17 protein-coding genes and 1 riboswitch are annotated in these 18,257 nt (G+C 69.0%); of the genes, 4 read left to right on the top strand and 13 right to left on the bottom strand.

Annotated elements, in window-relative coordinates:
• Positions 1-220: 220 nt before the first annotated feature.
• Entirely contained in the window at positions 221-1,582 is a 1,362-nt protein-coding gene (locus IE140_RS08535) for an NYN domain-containing protein (RefSeq protein WP_093445047.1), read from the bottom strand.
• A 39-nt stretch (positions 1,583-1,621) separates the two neighbouring features.
• Complete coding sequence (locus IE140_RS08530; RefSeq protein ID WP_003969643.1) at positions 1,622-1,864, bottom strand: hypothetical protein; 243 nt, start codon at positions 1,862-1,864, stop codon at positions 1,622-1,624.
• Between the two features lie 194 nt (positions 1,865-2,058).
• On the opposite strand from IE140_RS08530, the gene IE140_RS08525 reads away from it, so the two are divergent.
• Together IE140_RS08525 and IE140_RS08520 are read left to right on the top strand one after the other, a co-directional pair.
• Positions 2,059-2,814 (top strand): rhomboid family intramembrane serine protease, encoded by a 756-nt coding sequence (locus IE140_RS08525; RefSeq protein ID WP_150192962.1) that lies wholly within the window; start codon positions 2,059-2,061, stop codon positions 2,812-2,814.
• Entirely contained in the window at positions 2,811-3,092 is a 282-nt protein-coding gene (locus tag IE140_RS08520; RefSeq protein ID WP_073218007.1) for an Lrp/AsnC family transcriptional regulator, read from the top strand. The genes IE140_RS08525 and IE140_RS08520 overlap by 4 nt, the downstream gene beginning before the upstream one ends.
• Positions 3,093-3,157: 65 nt before the next feature.
• On the opposite strand, the gene IE140_RS08515 is transcribed toward IE140_RS08520, so the two are convergent.
• The 6 genes from IE140_RS08515 to ctaE form a co-directional block, all read right to left on the bottom strand.
• Positions 3,158-4,537: an aminotransferase class V-fold PLP-dependent enzyme gene (locus IE140_RS08515; protein WP_150192963.1), complete on the bottom strand. Its 1,380-nt coding sequence runs from the start codon at positions 4,535-4,537 to the stop codon at positions 3,158-3,160.
• 179 nt (positions 4,538-4,716) lie between these two features.
• Positions 4,717-4,834: riboswitch (SAM riboswitch) on the bottom strand.
• 105 nt (positions 4,835-4,939) lie between these two features.
• Complete coding sequence (trpD, locus tag IE140_RS08510; protein ID WP_093445050.1) at positions 4,940-6,004, bottom strand: anthranilate phosphoribosyltransferase; 1,065 nt, start codon at positions 6,002-6,004, stop codon at positions 4,940-4,942.
• A 123-nt stretch (positions 6,005-6,127) separates the two neighbouring features.
• Positions 6,128-7,777 (bottom strand): cytochrome bc1 complex cytochrome b subunit, encoded by a 1,650-nt coding sequence (qcrB, locus tag IE140_RS08505; RefSeq protein WP_093445051.1) that lies wholly within the window; start codon positions 7,775-7,777, stop codon positions 6,128-6,130.
• Positions 7,774-8,826 carry a cytochrome bc1 complex Rieske iron-sulfur subunit gene (gene qcrA / locus IE140_RS08500; RefSeq protein ID WP_093445052.1) on the bottom strand — a complete coding sequence of 351 codons (1,053 nt, stop codon included), beginning with the start codon at positions 8,824-8,826 and terminating at the stop codon, positions 7,774-7,776. Before qcrA ends, qcrB begins: the two co-directional genes overlap by 4 nt.
• On the bottom strand, positions 8,823-9,632 hold the full coding sequence (gene qcrC, locus IE140_RS08495; protein WP_093445053.1) for a cytochrome bc1 complex diheme cytochrome c subunit: 810 nt from the start codon (positions 9,630-9,632) through the stop codon (positions 8,823-8,825). Before qcrC ends, qcrA begins: the two co-directional genes overlap by 4 nt.
• Positions 9,633-9,688: 56 nt before the next feature.
• Complete coding sequence (gene ctaE / locus IE140_RS08490) at positions 9,689-10,309, bottom strand: aa3-type cytochrome oxidase subunit III (RefSeq protein ID WP_003969635.1); 621 nt, start codon at positions 10,307-10,309, stop codon at positions 9,689-9,691.
• A gap of 199 nt (positions 10,310-10,508) precedes the next feature.
• On the opposite strand from ctaE, the gene IE140_RS08485 reads away from it, so the two are divergent.
• A complete protein-coding gene (locus IE140_RS08485; RefSeq protein ID WP_150192964.1) occupies positions 10,509-10,910 on the top strand; it encodes a DNA-binding transcriptional response regulator in 402 nt (133 codons plus the stop codon).
• Between the two features lie 90 nt (positions 10,911-11,000).
• Here IE140_RS08485 and IE140_RS08480 read toward each other — a convergent pair whose 3' ends face one another.
• The 4 genes from IE140_RS08480 to ctaC all read right to left on the bottom strand — a co-directional run bounded on the left by IE140_RS08480 (position 11,001) and on the right by ctaC (position 15,477).
• Complete coding sequence (locus IE140_RS08480) at positions 11,001-12,254, bottom strand: L,D-transpeptidase (protein ID WP_088574501.1); 1,254 nt, start codon at positions 12,252-12,254, stop codon at positions 11,001-11,003.
• Between the two features lie 126 nt (positions 12,255-12,380).
• Positions 12,381-12,779, bottom strand: a complete 399-nt coding sequence (locus IE140_RS08475; protein ID WP_006123919.1) for a cytochrome c oxidase subunit 4 — start codon at positions 12,777-12,779, stop codon at positions 12,381-12,383.
• Positions 12,776-14,512 carry an aa3-type cytochrome oxidase subunit I gene (gene ctaD / locus IE140_RS08470; RefSeq protein WP_006123920.1) on the bottom strand — a complete coding sequence of 579 codons (1,737 nt, stop codon included), beginning with the start codon at positions 14,510-14,512 and terminating at the stop codon, positions 12,776-12,778. The genes IE140_RS08475 and ctaD overlap by 4 nt, the downstream gene beginning before the upstream one ends.
• The gene (gene ctaC / locus IE140_RS08465; RefSeq protein ID WP_006123921.1) at positions 14,509-15,477 is read right to left on the bottom strand and encodes an aa3-type cytochrome oxidase subunit II; all 969 of its coding nucleotides are present in this window, start codon (positions 15,475-15,477) and stop codon (positions 14,509-14,511) included. The genes ctaD and ctaC overlap by 4 nt, the downstream gene beginning before the upstream one ends.
• 273 nt (positions 15,478-15,750) lie before the next feature.
• On the opposite strand from ctaC, the gene IE140_RS08460 reads away from it, so the two are divergent.
• Positions 15,751-17,133 carry a cysteine desulfurase/sulfurtransferase TusA family protein gene (locus tag IE140_RS08460; RefSeq protein ID WP_150192965.1) on the top strand — a complete coding sequence of 461 codons (1,383 nt, stop codon included), beginning with the start codon at positions 15,751-15,753 and terminating at the stop codon, positions 17,131-17,133.
• Between the two features lie 17 nt (positions 17,134-17,150).
• On the opposite strand, the gene IE140_RS08455 is transcribed toward IE140_RS08460, so the two are convergent.
• Entirely contained in the window at positions 17,151-18,125 is a 975-nt protein-coding gene (locus IE140_RS08455) for a carbohydrate kinase family protein (RefSeq protein ID WP_010057798.1), read from the bottom strand.
• Positions 18,126-18,257 lie beyond the last annotated feature (132 nt).

Below are 18,257 nucleotides of genomic sequence, written 5' to 3'. Positions count from 1 at the left end.
GACGGACTCGGCGGTTCCTTCGCCGCCACCCCCAATGGGTGATCAACCGTGCGAAGGTTCGAGGCCTGACCCTAGTGACCATCTTGTGATCAGTTCAAATCCTCACAGGATTTTTCTCGTCACACCAGGCAACTCTTTACTCTCACCCCACCGCGTGTAGCGGCGACTTGACGGTACGTTCCCAGAAATCCGGCATGTCACACATGCCACCCAAACCCCTTTAGACGCGCGAAAGGCGCTTGAGGAGCAACACGGACGCGACCGGCCGCGCCCCGGCCTTCGCAACGCCGTCCGCCACCTCACGGTCGGTGGAGACGACCACCACGGGCCGCCCCGGCGGTTCCGCGCGGGCCAGTTGACGGATCACCTCGTCCGCCGTGACCCCGGGCTTGCTGAACAGCACCCGCACGCCGCGCGGCGGGGCCAGCAGCACCGGGGCGGCCAGTTCGGCCCCGTCGAAGACACAGGTCATCTCGGCACCGGTCTGCGCCGCGAGCACCGAGAGCCCGCCCAGCAGCCGCAACCGCTGCTTCTCCAGCGGCATCTGGGGATAGCCGGTCTTGGTGACGTTGTACCCGTCCACGATGAGATGCGCCTGCGGCAGCGCGAGCAACTGGTCCAGCAAAGCCGGATCGGTCTCCGAAAGGGCGCGCGCGGCAATGTCCTTGGGCGACATCCGGCCCGGCTCCAGCGCGTCCACGGTGTCGGCGGGATGCGTGGTCGCCGGAGGAAGCGCCAGCTCCCGCCGCAGCCCCGAGGCCGCGTCCAGCACGGTGTCCAGGAGCAGCCGCAGCCTCATGTCCTCCACCGAGCGGCCCTCCCGGGCGGCCCGGCGGCTCGCCTCCAGGGCCGCCTCGGCCTCCCCCAGCCGCGCCTTGAGCCGCCGCGACTCGCTCTCCACGGCGGAGAGCTGGGCGGCCGACTCGGCCCGTACGGTGTCGGTCTCGGCGCCACTGCGACGCAGGGCGGCCTCGCCGCGCTTCACCTCGCTGAGCGCGCTGCGCAGTTTACGGTGCAGCGACTCGGACTCCTTGCGGGCCGCCTCCAGCTCGGTGCGCAGCCGCTCGGTCTCCGTACGGGTATGGGCGCGGGCCCGCTCCAGCTCCTCGCGCAGCTGATCCCTCTCCCGCCGGGTCTCCTCGTCGGCCCGTTCCGCGTCGGCGCGCTGGACCTCCTCGCCGGCCGACTCGACCAGCTTGACCCAGCCGGCCGGGCGCAGCACATAGGCGGCCGCGGCCACATCAAGGGGATCGGCGGCGGCGGGCGGCGCGCCCGCCTCCAGCGCACCGGTCAGCTCGGGCTGGGACTGGCCGAGCCGCTCACCGATGCGCTGCCGGAAGACGGTGTCGCTCTCCAGCGCGGCGGCCATCGCGTTCCCCGCGAACTTCGCCCGCCGGGTCGGGGTGAACCGGGCGTACTGCCGTAGCTGGGCGGGCAGTTCTGCGACGGTCAGGGAGCCGAAGGCGTCCGAGACCAGCGCGATCACCCGCCGTCGCACACCCTCGGGCAGCGGACGGCCGAGCGCCTCTGCACCGCCGTCGGCCTCATCGGCCGGTCCGGCGCCGCTGGTCGGCTGATCCACCGTCCGTCACCCCATAGATATGTCGAAGGGTGCGCTCCCTCAGGAAGCGGCACCCGGCCTGTCCACCAGTTCGATCTGGTCCACCGCGTTGCACCAACGACAGCGGACCGACTCGATGGTCTCACTGACGACCTCCCGCTCCTCGACACTCGACTCACCGGCCAGGTCGAGGTGCACGTACTCCACGACCTTGGAGGAGCGGGTCACGTCGAAGCGCGTGAGGTTGCCGCACAGGGTGCAGCGCCAGCGGGTCGAGTCCGTCGGCAGGGGAACCGTCGTCATCGTGTGCGTCCTCTTTCGTCGTCTCCAGGAGCCCGCGCCGGGCGCGCCGCCGCGACTCCACCTGTCTACGTCAAGGATCTCGCGGTGCGCCGTCGAACTGCGGAAGTCCTGGCGTAACCCTACGGCCTCGCGTATAGGCATTGACACGGCGAGGCGCTCCGTCCCGTTCTCGGCCGGTACGTCATGCTCTGTACATGATCGAGTGGCGGCAGGCCGACTGGCGGACCACGGCGGGGAGGATCCGGGACGCGGCGGTGGCGAGCGGCGCCCCGGTCACGTACGGGCTGATCGGCGTCTGCGGGGTGGTCTTCCTGATCAGCCCGCTCTCCGGGTTCGGCGGCGCCGCCCACCGGAGCGAGGAGGCTCTGCTCGCCGCGCAGGCCTCGTACTTCGAGCGGTGGGGGGTGATCCCCGCCGAGCTGTGGGAGGGCTCCGCGCACGCCCTGATCACCCCGTTCACGGCGCTGTTCGTGCACGGCAGCTGGCTGCACCTGCTGGGGAACCTGCTGTTCCTGTACGTGTTCGGGGCGATGGCCGAGGAGCGCATGGGGCGGGTGCAGTTCGCGCTGTTCTACGTGGGCTGCGGCTATGTGGCGCTGGTCTGTTACGCGGCGGCGCACGCGGACTCCGCACAGACGCTGGTCGGGGCGTCGGGGGCGATCTCCGCGGTGCTGGGCGCGTTCCTGTACCTCTTCCCCAAGGCCCGGGTGACCAGCCTGTTCCCGTTCCTCTTCTTCCTGCCGCTGCGCTTTCCCGCCTGGATCGTGCTGATCTTCTGGTTCGCCCTCCAGTGGGCGGCGGCGCAGGGCGCGGACGCGGGGCCGGGCGTGGCGTATCTGGCGCATGTGGCCGGGTTCGCGGCGGGGTTCCTCTACGCCTGGGTGCGGTATGGGCGGAGGGCTAGAGTGAAGGTTCCAGCCACGGCCACCGAGGGAGACAGCCAGCCGTGATCACCGCGATCGTGCTCATCAAGACCAGTGTGGACCGGATTCCGGAGATCGCCGAGGCCATCGCCGCGCTGGACAGCGTCAGCGAGGTCTTCTCCGTCACCGGCACCTACGACCTGATCGCCATGGTCCGGGTCGCCCGCCACGACGACCTCGCCGATATCATCCCCGGCCGGATCAGCAAGATCCCGGGCGTCGAGGGCACGGACACCCATGTGGCGTTCCGTACGTACTCCCAGCACGACCTGGAAGCGGCGTTCGCCATCGGCCTCGACGCGTAACTCCGGATGTACGTCGGGCGGGGACGGGCAACGCGCCCGTCCCCGGCCGACGTGTTCCGCCTGCCTCAGACCTGTGCGGCCTCGCCGCGGTCCGGGACGCAGCGGCCGTCCTCGGTGCGGTACTTCCACTGGGCGCCCTCGCGGACCAGCTCGGTCACCGCGCGCAGGAAGCGCTCGATGTGCTCGTCGGGCGTACCGGCCCCGAAGCTCACCCGGATCGCGTTCAGCGAGCGCTCGCCCGGCTCGGCCTCGGGGGCGCCGCACTCCCCCGGGTCCTGCGGGTCGCTGCCGAGGAGGGTGCGCACGAGCGGGTGGGCGCAGAAGAGACCGTCGCGCACGCCGATGCCGTACTCGGCGGAGAGGGCGGCGGCGAAGTGCGAGCTGTTCCAGCCGCGCACCACGAAGGAGATGACGCCGACCCGGGGCGCGTCGTCGCCGAACAGCGAGAGCACCTGCACCTCGGGGACCTCGGCGAGCCCCTCACGGACCCGGGACACCAGCTCCTGCTCCCGGGCGACCAGGTTGTCGAAGCCCGCCTCGGTGAGGGCCTTGCAGGCGGAGGCGATGGAGTAGACGCCGATGACGTTGGGCGAACCGGCCTCGTGGCGGGCGGCCGTGGTGTGCCAGTCGACGTCCACGCCGCCGTCGGCGCGCCGGGCGACCTTGCGGGACGCGCCGCCGCCGGCGAGGTACGGCTCGGCCGCCTGGAGCCAGTCGGCGCGGCCGGCCAGGACCCCGGAGCCGAAGGGCGCGTACAGCTTGTGGCCGGAGAACGCGACCCAGTCGACGTCCAGTTCGGCGACGTCGACGGGGTGGTGCGGGGCGAGCTGGGCGGCGTCCAGGACGATGCGGGCGCCGTGCGCGTGGGCGGCGGCGGCCAGTTCACGCACCGGCCACAGCTCGCCGGTCACGTTGGAGGCGCCGGTGACGCAGACGAGGGCCGGGCCGTAGGGGTCGCGGTCGGCGAGCGCGCGCTCCAGGGTCTCCACCGCCTGGCCCGGGGTGCGGGGCGCGTTGAGGTAGGTGACCTGGGCGTCGCGCCAGGGCAGCAGGGAGGCGTGGTGCTCGGTCTCGTACACGAAGACCTGGCAGTTGGCGGGGATCGCGGCGGCCAGCAGGTTGAGGGAGTCGGTCGTGGAGCGGGTGAAGACCACCTGGTCCTCCGGGCGGCAGCCGAGGAACTCGGCGACCGTGCGGCGGCTGTTCTCGAAGAGGTCGGTGGAGAGCTGCGAGAGGTAGCCGGCGCCGCGGTGGACGCTGCCGTAGTACGGGGCGTACGCGGCGACGTCGTCCCAGACCCGCTGGAGGGCCGGGGCGCTGGCGGCGTAGTCGAGCGCGGCGTAGGTGACTTCACCGCCGGTGACGAGCGGAACGGTGACGTCCTGGCCCAGAACGGGCAGCAGGGCACAAACCGACGGGTCGAGGGCAGCGGTGGAGACAGACATGGCGAACTCCCGTAACAGGCAGGCGAAATTCCCGCGCCGGCGGATGCGCGGCGGCGCAAGGAGGGGAAAGGAAAAAGGGTGCGCGGAAGAAGGGCAGTCAGCCCTAGCGCATTCGCTTGCTCACAGAAGGCTCCCTAGGGACCAGGACCCCGGGGGCTGACATCCGCTGGATGCCGAGGGGCCCGCGCTTGCCGCAGACCTCGCTGCCTGCGGCCTGGTCTTCACCCGGGGCACCCCGCCACGGACGGAGGGTTGCCGGACAGCGGGCCGGGGCCGTAGTCGCTGTCACTCATGACCTGCGCAGCATCTTGCCATACGTATGCACACGCGCAAGGGCGCAGTCCGGAATCCGGACTGCGCCCTTGGTCACACCGTGTGCGCCGGGGACTCCGCTCAGGTGTTTCAGGCGTTGCTGGCCGCCACCCAGCGCTCCAGGGCCCGCTTGGCCGCCCCGGAGTCGATGGACTCGGCCGCCACCGCGATCTTCGTCGCGAGCTGTTCGGTCAGCGTGCCGGGGCCCGGGTCCAGGGCGACCAGGGCCGCCGCCGAGTTGAGCAGCACCGCTTCCCGTACCGCGCCCCTCTCGCCGTCCAGCAGGCGGCGGGCCACATCGGCGTTGTACGAGGCGTCGGCGCCGCGCAGCGCGTCGACCGGGACGATGGGCAGCCCTACGTCGCGCGGGTCGAACGCCTCCTCGCGGACCGCGCCGTCGCGCACCACCCAGACCCGGGAGGTGGCGGTGGTGGTCAGCTCGTCCAGCCCGTCGTCGCCGCGGAAGACGAGGGCGGAGTTGCCCCGGTCGGCCAGCACGCCCGCGACGATGGGCGCCATCCGGGCGTCGGCGACCCCGACGGCCTGGGAGCGCACCTGGGCCGGGTTGGTGAGGGGGCCCAGGATGTTGAACGTGGTCTGCGCGCCGAGTTCCTTGCGGGCCTTGGCGGCGTACCGCAGGGCGGGGTGGAACTTCACGGCGAAGCAGAAGGTGATGCCCGCCTGCTCGGCGACCTCGACCACCCGGCGCGGGGTCAGCTCCAGGTTGACGCCGAGCTTCTCCAGGACGTCGGAGGAGCCGCTCGCGGAGGAGGAGGCCCGGTTGCCGTGCTTGACGACCTTGGCGCCGGTGCCGGCGATGACGATCGCGGACATGGTGGAGATGTTGACGGTCTTGGCGAGGTCGCCGCCGGTGCCGACGATGTCGACGGTGCGGCCGGGCACCTCGATGGTGTTGGCGTGCGCGTACATCGCGCGGACCAGGCCGGTGACCTCGTCCACGGTCTCGCCCTTGGCCCGCAGCGCCACGGCGAACCCGGCGATCTGCGCGTCGGTGGCCTCGCCGCTCATGATGCGGTCCATGGCCCAGGAGGTCTCCTCGGCACTGAGGTTCTCGCCGCGCAGCAGGGGGTTCAGGAGGCCGGGCCAGGAACGGTCCGCCACGCTGTCGCCGCCGTTCGGGGTCACAACGTTCATGGTCCGCTCCAGGGTCCACAGCCGGAAAGAAGGATCGGCTCCACCCTATCCAGCCCCGGGGACCGCGAAGAGCCCCGTCCAGCGGATGGACGGGGCTCTCGCGGTGGCGATCAGGTCAGGTGATCAGTGGTGGCCGTGGCCCTCGCTGATCTCCTTGTACTCCTCGGCGGTCGCCTTGGGGATCTGGTTCCCGTCGGCGAAGTAGCCCTTGCTGAGCTTGGCGCGCAGCTTCTGGACCGGGGAGATCTTGCGCTTGACGCCGTTCTCGTCGACCGCGGGGCCGAGTTCGAGCGGCTTGTACTGCTCGTGCGCCGTGAGCGTGTGCAGCTGCTCCTGGCTGAGCGGCTCGTGGATCTCCACGAACTCACCGTGCGGCAGGCGCTTGATGATGCCGGTCTCGCGACCGTGCAGCACCTTCTCCTTGTCGCGGCGCTGGAGGCCGAGGCAGATCCGCTTGGTGACGATGAACGCGATGACCGGTCCGGCGAAGAAGAAGATCCGGACGAACCAGGTGATCGAGTTGATCGACAGGTGGAAGTGCGTGGCCCACAGGTCGTTTCCACCGCCGACGAGGCCGATGAAGTACGCCGTGATCCAGGCGACGCCGAACGCGGTCCGGGTCGGGGCGTTGCGCGGGCGGTCCAGGATGTGGTGCTCGCGCTTGTCGCCGGTGATCCAGGACTCGATGAACGGGTAGAGCGCGATGACTCCGAGCACCAGGCCGAAGGCGACCAGCGGGATGAACACGCCCAGGACGAGCGTGTGGCCCCACAGGTTGATCTCCCAGCCCGGCATCACACGGACCAGACCCTCGGCGAAGCCCATGTACCAGTCGGGCTGGGCGCCGGTGGACACCTGGTCGACCCGGTACGGGCCCAGGGCCCAGATCGGGTTGATCGTGGCGATGGCCGAGATGATCGCGATGACGCCGAAGACGAGGAAGAAGAATCCTCCGGCCTTCGCCATGTACACGGGCAGCAGCGGCATGCCGACGACGTTCTTGTTGGTCCGGCCGGGACCCGCGAACTGCGTGTGCTTGTGGTAGAAGACCAGGATCAGGTGGGCCACCAGCAGGCCGAGCATGATGCCCGGCAGCAGCAGGATGTGGATCGAGTAGAACCGGGCCACGAAGTCGTGGCCGGGGAACTCGCCGCCGAACAGGAACATCGAGATGTACGTACCGACGATCGGCACGGACAGGATCGCGCCCTGGGTGAAGCGGACACCCGTACCGGAGAGCAGGTCGTCCGGGAGGGAGTAGCCGGTGAACCCGGTGAACATGCCGAGCACGAACAGCAGGAAGCCGAAGAGCCAGTTGATCTCGCGCGGCTTGCGGAAGGCGCCCGTGAAGAAGACGCGCATCATGTGCACGAACATGCCGGCCAGGAAGATCAGCGCGGCCCAGTGGTGGATCTGCCGGACCAGCAGACCGCCGCGGACCTCGAAGCTGATCTTCAGGGTCGAGGCGTAGGCCTCGGACATCCGGATGCCCTGCATGGGCTCGTACGGACCGTGGTAGACGATCTCGCCCATGCTCGGCTGGAAGAACAGCGTCAGATACACACCCGTGAGGATGATGATGATGAAGCTGTAGAGGCAGACCTCACCGAGCATGAAGGACCAGTGGTCCGGGAAGATCTTGCGCATGTTGGCCTTGGCGAGGCCGTAGATGCCCAGCCGGCCGTCCGCCCAGTCGGCAACCCGCTCGCCGGCCGGAGCCTTGCGCCCGCTCGCCGGTTCGGCGGCGGAGGGGTTCTTTGTCGCAGTACTCATCCGCGCTCCCAGAAGGCAGCACCGACGGGCTCGTCGAAGTCGCCGAGCGCCTCGAGGTTGCCCTCGCTGTTGACACCGATCCGCAGCTGCGGAAGCGGGTGGCCGGCCGGACCGAAGATGACGCGAGCGCCGTCGGAGAGGTCGAAGGTGGACTGGTGGCACGGGCAGAGCACGTGATGCGTCTGCTGCTCGTACAGGCTGATCGGGCAGCCGACGTGGGTGCAGATCTTGGAGAACGCGACGATGCCCTCGTGGGCCCAGTCACGCTGGCGCTTGTCCTTGATGTCGTCCGGCTCGATGCGGACGATCATCAGGGCGGCCTTGCCCATCTGCGTCTGGAAGTCGTGCGACTCCGGGTCGAGCCCCTCGGGCATGGCGAAGGCCAGCGACCCGACGGTGATGTGCTCGGGGCGCAGCGGCGTCATCGTGTTCATGTTGATGAGCTCCTTGCCCTCCGCCCAGAGGGTGTTGCGGAGCTTCTTCTCCGGCAGCGGACCGAGGTCGCGCAGCAGGACCACACCGGAGAGCGGCACCAGGGCCAGCGCACCGAACATGGTGTTGCGGATCAGCTTGCGACGGCCGATCGCGGACTCCTCGGCACCGGCCGCGAAGTCGGCCATGACCTGGGCCTTGACCTCGGGCGTTGCCTCGATCGGGTGACGCTCGGCGGCGACCTCGACGTCGGACATCAGGGTGCGCGCCCAGTGGACGGCTCCCGCGCCGATGAAGAAGAGCGCCGCGCCCAGGGTGAGCCCCAGGGAGAAGTTGAGCGCGCTCACGTGGCCGAACGGCCAGATGTAGACGATCTTGTCCACCGGGAAGATGACGTAGGAGGCGATGAAGCCCACCGTCGCCAGCATCGAGAGGGTGAACATGAGCGCGACGGCCCGCTCGGAGCGGTTCGCGGCGCGTTCGTCCAGGTCCTGGATGCGCGGCTTGTGAGCCGGCAGCCCCGGGTCGGCGAACGGGTCGTCCGTACCCTCGACCGCGCCGTGCGCGGTCTCCTGCACTGCGGGCAGGCTGTCTTCTGGAATCTGTTGGCTACTCATGACTTCTTGGCCTTAGCGGTGTGGGCCGCGACCCAAACGGCGACTGCGACGAGCGCGCCGAGTCCGAAGATCCAGGCGAACAGACCTTCGCTGACCGGACCGAGGCCGCCGAGGGCCAGACCGCCGGGGCTCTCCGTCTCGTCACCGTTCACGGACTCGATGTACGCGATGATGTCCTTCTTCTCCTGCTCCGGCATCACCGTGTCGGGGAAGGAGGGCATGCTCTGCGGGCCGGTCTGCATGGCCTCGTAGATGTGCTTCGGGCTCACACCTTCGAGGTCCGGTGCGTACTTGCCCTCCGTCAGGGCTCCGCCCTTACCGGTGAAGTTGTGGCACTGGGCGCAGTTGGTACGGAACAGCTCGCCGCCGTTGGCGACGTCCGCGCCCGCCGGGTCGACCTGCTTGTCGGTCGGGGTGACCGGACCGGCGCCGAGCGACGCGACGTACGCCGCGAGCTGGTCGATCTCAGCCTGGCTGTAGATGACCTTCTTCTTCGGTACCTGGGCGCCCGGCTGCTGCGCGGGCATCCGGCCCGTACCGACCTGGAAGTCGACGGCGGCGGAGCCCACGCCCACGAGGGACGGCCCGTCGGTGGTGCCCTGACCGCCGGTTCCGTGGCAGCTGGCGCAGCCTACGGCGTAGAGCTTCTTGCCCTCTTCGATGGCGAGGGACTGGGCGGTTTCATCGGCCTGCGCCTTGCCCGCAGGCGCAAACGCGGCGTACAGCCCCCCGGTAGCCGCCAGCGCGAGGAGTAGTACGACGACCGCCGCCAGCGGATGGCGTCGTCGTGCGGAGAGCTTTTTCACGGATTACCCCGGTGTCAGGATCTTCTGCGTCGATGGTGGGCGGGTGCGAGCCCGGGTTACTTGATCATGTAGATCGTTGCGAACAGGCCGATCCATACGACATCGACGAAGTGCCAGTAGTAGGACACGACGATGGCGGCGGTGGCCTGATCGTGGGTGAACCTCTTGGCCGCGTACGTTCTGCCGAGGACCAGCAGGAAGGCGATGAGACCGCCTGTCACGTGCAGACCGTGGAAGCCGGTGGTCAGGTAGAACACCGAGCCGTAGGGGTCGGACGAGAGGGAGAGCCCCGCGTCCTTGACCAGCTCGGTGTACTCCAGGACCTGGCCGCCGATGAAGATCGCACCCATCACGAACGTGATGATGAACCAGGTGCGGAGCTTCTTCACATCGCCCCGCTCGGCGGCGAAGACGCCGAGCTGGCAGGTGAGTGAGGAGAGCACCAGGATCGTGGTGTTCGTCGCCGAGAACGGGAAGTTCAGATGATCGGACATCTCCTTCCAGTAATCGGGTCCCATCACCGATCGCAGGGTGAAGTACATCGCGAAGAGGGCCGCGAAGAACATCAGCTCGGAACTCAACCAGATGATGGTTCCGACGCTGGTGAGGTTCGGCCGATTGACCGACGGGTGCGCGTGCCCGGTTTCTACTGTCGTTGCTGTCGCCACGACCGACATTATGTCGGTCGCTTATCCCGCCCTCACCCCGGGGGGTGCCGTTCGGTGTGTCCGTACCGTCCGCAGGGGTCCCGCCCTGCGCCGAACGGCCCATCGGATCGTCGTCATTACCGGTGCTGACGGCCGGTCGGGCGGAGTACGATCCGCGCATCGGTTCATGCCCCGAGAGCCCCGACGACGTCGATGTCACGGAGGAACAATGCAGGCGACCGCCACGGTCCTGGTCTACAGCGACGACGCCAACATCCGCGAGCAGGTGAGGCTGGCAGCCGGTCGCAGGCCTGCCGCGGACGTCCCACCGGTGGAGTTCCTGGAGTGCGCGACGCTCCCGGCCGTCCTGAAGGTGCTGGACGGCGGCGGCATCGACGTGTGCGTACTGGACGGGGAGACGGCTCCCGTCGGCGGCATGGGCGTCTGCCGCCAGATCAAGGACGAGATCTTCAAGTGCCCGCCGGTCCTCCTGCTGATCGGCCGCCCGCAGGACGCGTGGCTGGCCACCTGGAGCCGCGCGGAGGCCGCCGTGACGCTGCCGGTGGACCCGGTGGAGTTCGCCGACGCGCTGGCGGCGCTGCTGCGTCAGCGGCTCGCCGTGGAGGCCTGAAGAGCGGCCTCGGACGCCTGAGGGCCGAGAAGCCCCCACGGCCCGTTGAAGGACGTGGGGGCTTTCTCGGCACCTGCGGGGCCCTGGTCGTCAGACGTGGGGCCGCAGCCGGGCGGTCCGGAGCGTCTGCGGGCTGTCCGGCGCCCCTTCGTGGAGCGCGCTGCCCTGCTGCCACTTCTCCCAGGAGAGGTTCCAGTCGCCGAACCCGTTGCCGAACGGGTCCATGTCCTCGCCCTGGCTGCCGACGACCTTGACGATGTCCCCCATGCGCACGGTGTCGAAGAACCACTCGGCGTTGCTCGTGCTCATTCCGGTGCAGCCGTGGCTGACGTTGGCGTTGCCCTGGGATCCGGTGGACCAGGGGGCGGCGTGGACGTACTCGCCGCTCCAGGTCACCCGGGTGGCCCAGTAGACCGGCAGGTCGTACGACTCCGAGGAGCCGGCGGCGATGCCGATGGACTCGCCGCGCATCCGGACGAACTGCTCCTTGGCCAGCACCACCTTGACCCCGTTGCGGGTGGAGAATCCGGGCTTGCCGGTGGTGACCGGAATGGTGTTGATCACTTCTCCGTTGCGGTACACCGTCAGGGAGTGGTCCGAGGCGTCGGTGATGGCCTCGATCCGGTCGCCGGTGGTGAGCTTGAGGGGCTTGGCCTCGGCTCCGTAGAGCGCGTTGGTCACCTTGATGCCGGCCAGGTTGGAGCGCACCTCGATGGTGGCGTTCGCCGGCCAGTACTCCTTCGGACGGTAGTGCAGCTTCTTGTCGTCGACCCAGTACCAGGAGCCGGTGGTGGCCGGGGTGGAGCGGACCTTCAGGGCGCGCTCGACGGTGGCCCTGGACGCCTTGTCGGTGATCGGAGCGCTGAGTTCCGCCGTGATGGGCTGTCCGACGCCGTAGGTGCCCGCCTCCGGGCCGAAGGCGACCTTCAGCAGCTTCTTGGGCGAGGAGGTGTCGAAGGAGAGCGTACGGACGCCTGGGGCGCCGTCGCCGTTCTCGGTGGAGACCCTGACGGTGTATCCGGTGCCGGCCGCGAGCGGGGCGGTGGAGCGCCAGCGCCTGCCGTCGGCGGAGAGCTCACCCGCGAGGTGGCGGCCGCCGGTGTCCACGGCGCTGACGTCGGTGATGCGCCCGTCGTCACCCTTGACGGTGACTTCCAGGGGCTTGTCGGGGTCGGCCTTCTCCTGGTCGGAGGGGCCGTTGAAGGAGATCTGGTCGCCCGCGTCGTAAGGCTTCGTCGAGAGCGGGTGGCCGTCGGGCGAGCCACAGGCGGTCGCACCCGCGGCGAGGGTCACGACCAGGAGGGTGCAGCTCACTACGGTGCGGATGCGTGGCGTGTGGTTCATGCGCTCCACGCTAGGAAGGTTCCTCCGTTGCAGCGCGTTCAGTGACTGCAAACGGGCGAAAGGCCCGCGTCGCTTGCGGCGGCGCGGGCCTTTCGTGGTGTAGCGCGTGTCACCGCCTGCGCGGTGTCACTGGGTGCGGTTCTCGCCCCGGTAGTACTCGAAGACCCAGCCGAAGAGGCCGATCAGGAGCAGGGGGGCGGAGAAGTAGAGCAGCCACCAGCCGAAGACGACGCCCAGGAAGGCGAAGGCTCCGCCGACCGCCAGGGAGAGCGGCTGCCAGCTGTGCGGGGAGAAGAACCCCAGCTCGCCCGCCTCGTCGGCGACATCGGCTTCCTTGTTGTCCTGGGCCATCGCGTCGACCCGGTTGGCCGTGAAGGCCAGGTAGAAGCCGATCATGATGGCCAGGCCGAAGGCCAGGAAGAGGGCCGTGGTGCCGACCGGCTCCTTCGACCACACGCCGTACACGACGGCCATGCCGAGGATGAAAACGCTCAGCCAGATGAACATCTGTCCCTGGATCTTCACTTGCCTGCCTCCTTGCCGCCGGCCAGGGCCTTGTCCGACTCGGAGTCATGGCCGAGCTGCTCCAGCGCGGTGATCTCCGGGTGGTGCAGGTCGAACGCCGGGGATTCGGAACGGATCCGCGGCAGGGTGAGGAAGTTGTGCCGCGGCGGCGGGCAGGAGGTCGCCCACTCCAGCGAACGGCCGTAACCCCACGGGTCGTCGACCTCGATCTTCTTGCCGTACTTCGCGGTCTTCCAGACGTTGTAGAAGAACGGGAGCATCGACAGGCCGAGCAGGAACGAGGAGATCGTCGAGATCGTGTTCAGCGCGGTGAAGCCGTCGGCGTCGAGGTAGTCCGCGTAACGCCGCGGCATGCCCTCGGCACCGAGCCAGTGCTGCACCAGGAACGTGCCGTGGAAGCCCACGAACAGCGTCCAGAACGTGATCTTGCCGAGCCGCTCGTCCAGCATCTTGCCGGTGAACTTCGGCCACCAGAAGTGGAATCCGGAGAACATCGCGAAGACCACGGTGCCGAAGATGACGTAGTGGAAGTGCGCGACGACGAAGTACGAGTCGGAGACGTGGAAGTCCATCGGGGGCGAGGCGAGGATGACGCCGGTCAGACCACCGAAGGTGAAGGTGATCAGGAAGCCGACGGCCCAGAGCATCGGTGTCTCGAAGGACAACGACCCCTTCCACATCGTTCCGATCCAGTTGAAGAACTTCACGCCTGTTGGTACGGCGATGAGGAACGTCATGAAGGAGAAGAACGGCAACAGCACACCGCCGGTGACGTACATGTGGTGCGCCCACACCGTCACGGAAAGGCCGGCGATGGCGATCGTCGCGGCGATCAGACCGATGTAGCCGAACATCGGCTTGCGGCTGAAGACCGGGATGACCTCGGAAATGATTCCGAAGAACGGCAACGCGATGATGTACACCTCTGGGTGTCCGAAGAACCAGAAGAGGTGTTGCCAGAGCAGTGCGCCGCCATTGGCGGCGTCGAAGATATGCGCACCGAATTTACGGTCCGCCTCCAGCGCGAAGAGCGCGGCGGCGAGAACCGGGAAGGCCAGCAGGACCAGAACACCGGTCAGCAGGACGTTCCAGGTGAAGATCGGCATGCGGAACATCGTCATGCCGGGGGCGCGCATGCAGATGATCGTGGTGATGAAGTTGACGGAGCCGAGGATCGTGCCGAAGCCGGAGAAGGCCAGACCCATGATCCACATATCGGCGCCGATGCCCGGCGAACGGACCGCGTCGTTCAGCGGCGCGTACGCGAACCAGCCGAAGTCGGCCGCGCCCTGCGGGGTGAGGAAGCCCGCCACCGCGATGAGCGAGCCGAAGAGGTACAGCCAGTACGCGAACATGTTCAGCCGCGGGAACGCCACGTCGGGCGCGCCGATCTGCAGCGGCATGATCCAGTTCGCGAATCCGGCGAACAGCGGCGTCGCGAACATCAGCAGCATGATCGTGCCGTGCATCGTGAACGCCTGGTTGAATTGCTCGTTCGACATGATCTGCGTGCCGGGACGAGCGAGCTCGGCGCGCATGAAGAGCGCCATGAGTCCGCCAATGATGAAGAAGGCGAACGACGTGACCAGGTAGAGCGTGCCGATCGTCTTGTGGTCAGTGGTGGTCATCCACTTGACGACGACATTTCCCGGCTGCTTGCGCCGTACCGGCAGCTCGTCCTCGTACGAGTCGTCTGCCGGAGCGGCACCCTGAGGTTCGTTGAGGATGCTCACAGTTGGTTCTTCTCCGCATTCCTGGCCGGGTCCGTCTGCGCGATCCCCGCCGGCACGTAGCCCGTCTGACCCTTCTCAGCCAGCTCCTTGAGGTGCTGCTGGTAACGCTCCGGGGAGACGACCTTGACGTTGAAGAGCATCCGGGAGTGGTCGACGCCGCAGAGCTCGGCACACTTGCCCATGAAGGTGCCCTCGCGGTTGGGGGTCACCTCGAACACGTTCGTGTGGCCCGGAATGACGTCCTGCTTCATGAGGAACGGCACCACCCAGAAGGAGTGGATGACGTCACGCGAAGTGAGGACGAAGCGGACCTTCTCCCCCTTCGGCAGCCACAGGGTCGGACCCGGGTTGCCGTTCTGCGGGTTGCGGGTCCCGGGGATGCCCACGTCGTAGACGCCGCCGGCGCCCTCGGGGAAGTCCTTCTGGAACTTGTCGGGGATGGCGTTGAGCTCCTTGGGGACCTCGGGGCCCGCCGCGGGCTGGCCATCCACCTTCTCGATGTAGTTGAAGCCCCAGCTCCACTGGAAGCCGACCACGTTGATGGTGTGGGCGGGCTTGTCGGAGAGCTCAAGGAGCTTCGACTCATCACGCGCGGTGAAGTAGAAGAGCACCGAGACGATGATGAGGGGAACCACTGTGTACAACGCCTCGATGGGCATGTTGTACCTGGTCTGCGGAGGTACCTCCACCTTGGTCCGGCTACGCCGGTGGAAGAAGACGCTCCAGAGGATCAGCCCCCAGACAAGGACACCCGTGACGAGCGCTGCCGCCCACGAGCCTTGCCAGAGGGAGAGGATCCGAGGGGCCTCTTCCGTTACCGGGGTGGGCATACCGAGGCGGGGAAAATCCTCCCAGTTGTATGAACAACCGGAGGCCGTCGCCAGGACCAGGCCCGCAGTCAGCACCTGCGGCAGCTTCCGCCGCATCGGGCGCCGCGACGAGCGGTCGGAGCCGTTGGGACTCACGTAGCGCCTTCCCGAGAGTCTCGCCCGCACGGTCGGCGCGCCCGTATGTCTCTGGTCGGTCGCCGGCCCTGACGCGGGCAGGGGTTTGGATGTTTATGCGGACCAAACCCTACTGGACGCTATTTGGGGTCGCGCGGGGAGGGTGCCCAACGCGCCGCCCGACACCCCCTTGGGGTGGAATGCGGGCCTCCGGAGCCCATCTGACGCCCACTCGCCCGTCCGGGAGGAGCGGCCCCCGCCGAGGTGGGGCCGGGTGCGGGCTAGCGTGGCGGGGTGCCCTACTTCGATGCCGCCTCCGCCGCCCCCCTGCACCCCGTCGCACGCCAGGCGCTGCTTGCCGCGCTCGACGAGGGCTGGGCCGATCCCGCCCGTCTGTACCGGGAGGGGCGGCGGGCCCGGCTGCTCCTGGACGCGGCCCGGGAGGCGGCCGCGGAGGCCGTCGGGTGCCGCCCCGACGAGCTGGTCTTCACCTCGTCCGGGACCACGGCGGTGCACGCGGGAATTGCCGGGGCTCTTTCGGGGCGTCGGCGTGTCGGCCGCCATCTGGCCCACTCGGCGGTCGAACACTCGTCGGTGCTCCATTCGGCGGCGGCCCACGAGGCGGCCGGCGGTTCGTGCACCGAGGTCCCGGTGGACCGGTCCGGGGCGGTGGACCCGGCGGCGTACGCGGCGGCGCTGCGGGCGGACACCGCGCTGGCCTGCCTCCAGTCGGCCAACCACGAGGTGGGCACCGAGCAGCCGGTGGCCGAGGTCGCCGCGCTCTGCGCCGGGGCCGGGGTGCCGCTGCTGGTGGACGCGGCCCAGTCGCTCGGCTGGGGGCCGCTCCCGGCGGGCTGGTCGCTGCTTACGGCGAGCGCGCACAAGTGGGGCGGACCGGCCGGGGTGGGGCTGCTCGCGGTCCGCAAGGGGACCCGCTTCTCGCCGCAAGGCCCGGCCGGGGAGCGGGAGTCGGGGCGGGCGCCGGGGTTCGAGAACCTGCCGGCGATCGTGGCGGCGGCGGCCTCGCTGCGCGCGGTACGGGACGGGGCGGCGGCGGAGGCGGTGCGGCTGCGGGCCCTGGTGGACCGGATCCGGAGCGTGGTGGCCGAGCGGGTGCCCGATGTGGAGGTGGTGGGTGACCCGGTGCGGCGGCTGCCGCATCTGGTCACCTTCTCCTGTCTCTATGTCGACGGGGAGACCCTGCTGCACGAGCTGGACCGGAGGGAGTTTTCCGTATCATCCGGTTCGTCCTGTACGAGCAGCACGCTGACGCCGAGCCATGTGCTCAAGGCGATGGGGGTGCTCTCGGAGGGGAACGTCCGCGTGTCGCTGCCGCCGGGTACGGCCGGGGCGGACGTGGACCGCTTCCTGGAGGTGCTGCCCGGGGTGGTGGCGGAGGTGCGGGAGCGGCTCGGGGCCCCGGCGTCCGCGCCCCCCTCCCCCGGGCCCGCCGACTCGCTGGTGGTCGACGCGCTGGGCCGCCGCTGCCCGATCCCGGTGATCGAACTCGCAAAGGTGATCGGGGAGGTAGCGGTGGGCGCCACGGTGACGGTGCTCGCCGACGACGAGGCGGCGCGGCTGGACATCCCGGCCTGGTGCGAGATGCGGGGTCAGGAGTACGTGGGCGAGGAGCCGGCGGACCGGGGTTCGGCCTATGTGGTCCGCCGGCTCTCCTGATCAGGCCAGGCGCCGCATCAGGCCAGGTGCTGCTGGACCTCGGCGGCGGCCTCGTGGCCGTACGCCTTGGTGAAGCGGTCCATGAAGTGGGTGCGGCGCAGGGTGTACTCCTGGGTGCCGACCGTCTCGATGACCAGGGTGGCGAGCATGCAGCCGACCTGGGCGGCCCGCTCCAGGCCGACGCCCCAGGCGAGACCGGAGAGGAAGCCGGCTCGGAAGGCGTCGCCCACGCCGGTGGGGTCGGCCTTGGTGTCCTCCTCGGGGCAGCCGACCTCGATGACCGGCTCGCCGACCCGCTCGATCCGGACACCGCGGGCGCCGAGGGTGGTGACGCGGTGGCCGACCTTGGAGAGGATCTCCTCGTCGCTCCAGCCGGTCTTGGACTCGATGAGCCCCTTCTCGTACTCGTTGGAGAAGAGGTAGGTGGCGCCGTCGAGGAGGATGCGGATCTCCTCGCCGTCCATCCGCGCGATCTGCTGGGAGAAGTCGGCGGCGAACGGGATGTTCCGGGAGCGGCACTCCTCGGTGTGGCGGAGCATCGCCTCGGGGTCGTCGGCGCCGATCGAGACGAGATCGAGGCCGCCGACGCGGTCGGCGACGCTCTTCAGCTCGATGAGGCGGGCCTCGCTCATCGCGCCGGTGTAGAAGGAGCCGATCTGGTTGTGGTCGGCGTCGGTGGTGCAGACGAAGCGGGCGGTGTGCAGGACCTCGGAGATACGGACCGAGCCGGTCTCGACGCCGTGCCGGTCGAGCCAGGCGCGGTACTCGTCAAAGTCGGCCCCGGCCGCGCCCACCAGGATCGGCTTGGTGCCGAGGAGGCCCATACCGAAGCAGATGTTGGCGGCGACACCGCCGCGGCGGACGTCGAGGTTGTCGACCAGGAAGGAGAGGGAGACCGTGTGCAGCTGATCCGCGACCAGCTGGTCGGCGAAGCGGCCGGGGAAGGTCATGAGGTGGTCAGTGGCGATCGAGCCGGTGACTGCAATACGCACGGGGAGACTGCTCCTGCGGAAGGCGAAGGGCCGTGAGTGCGCCCTCCGGGACGACGTGACAGTTCACGCTACCGGGTGACCCGACCTCCAGGAAAAGGGAAAACTACCCGATAGTAGGGCTTTCTACCTGAG

It is taken from the genome of Streptomyces parvus (genome assembly GCF_014648875.1).
In the GTDB taxonomy this organism is placed as follows: domain Bacteria; phylum Actinomycetota; class Actinomycetes; order Streptomycetales; family Streptomycetaceae; genus Streptomyces; species Streptomyces parvus.
The sequence above is the reverse complement of the archived record's forward strand: the minus strand, read 5'-3'. Positions and strand labels throughout refer to the sequence as shown.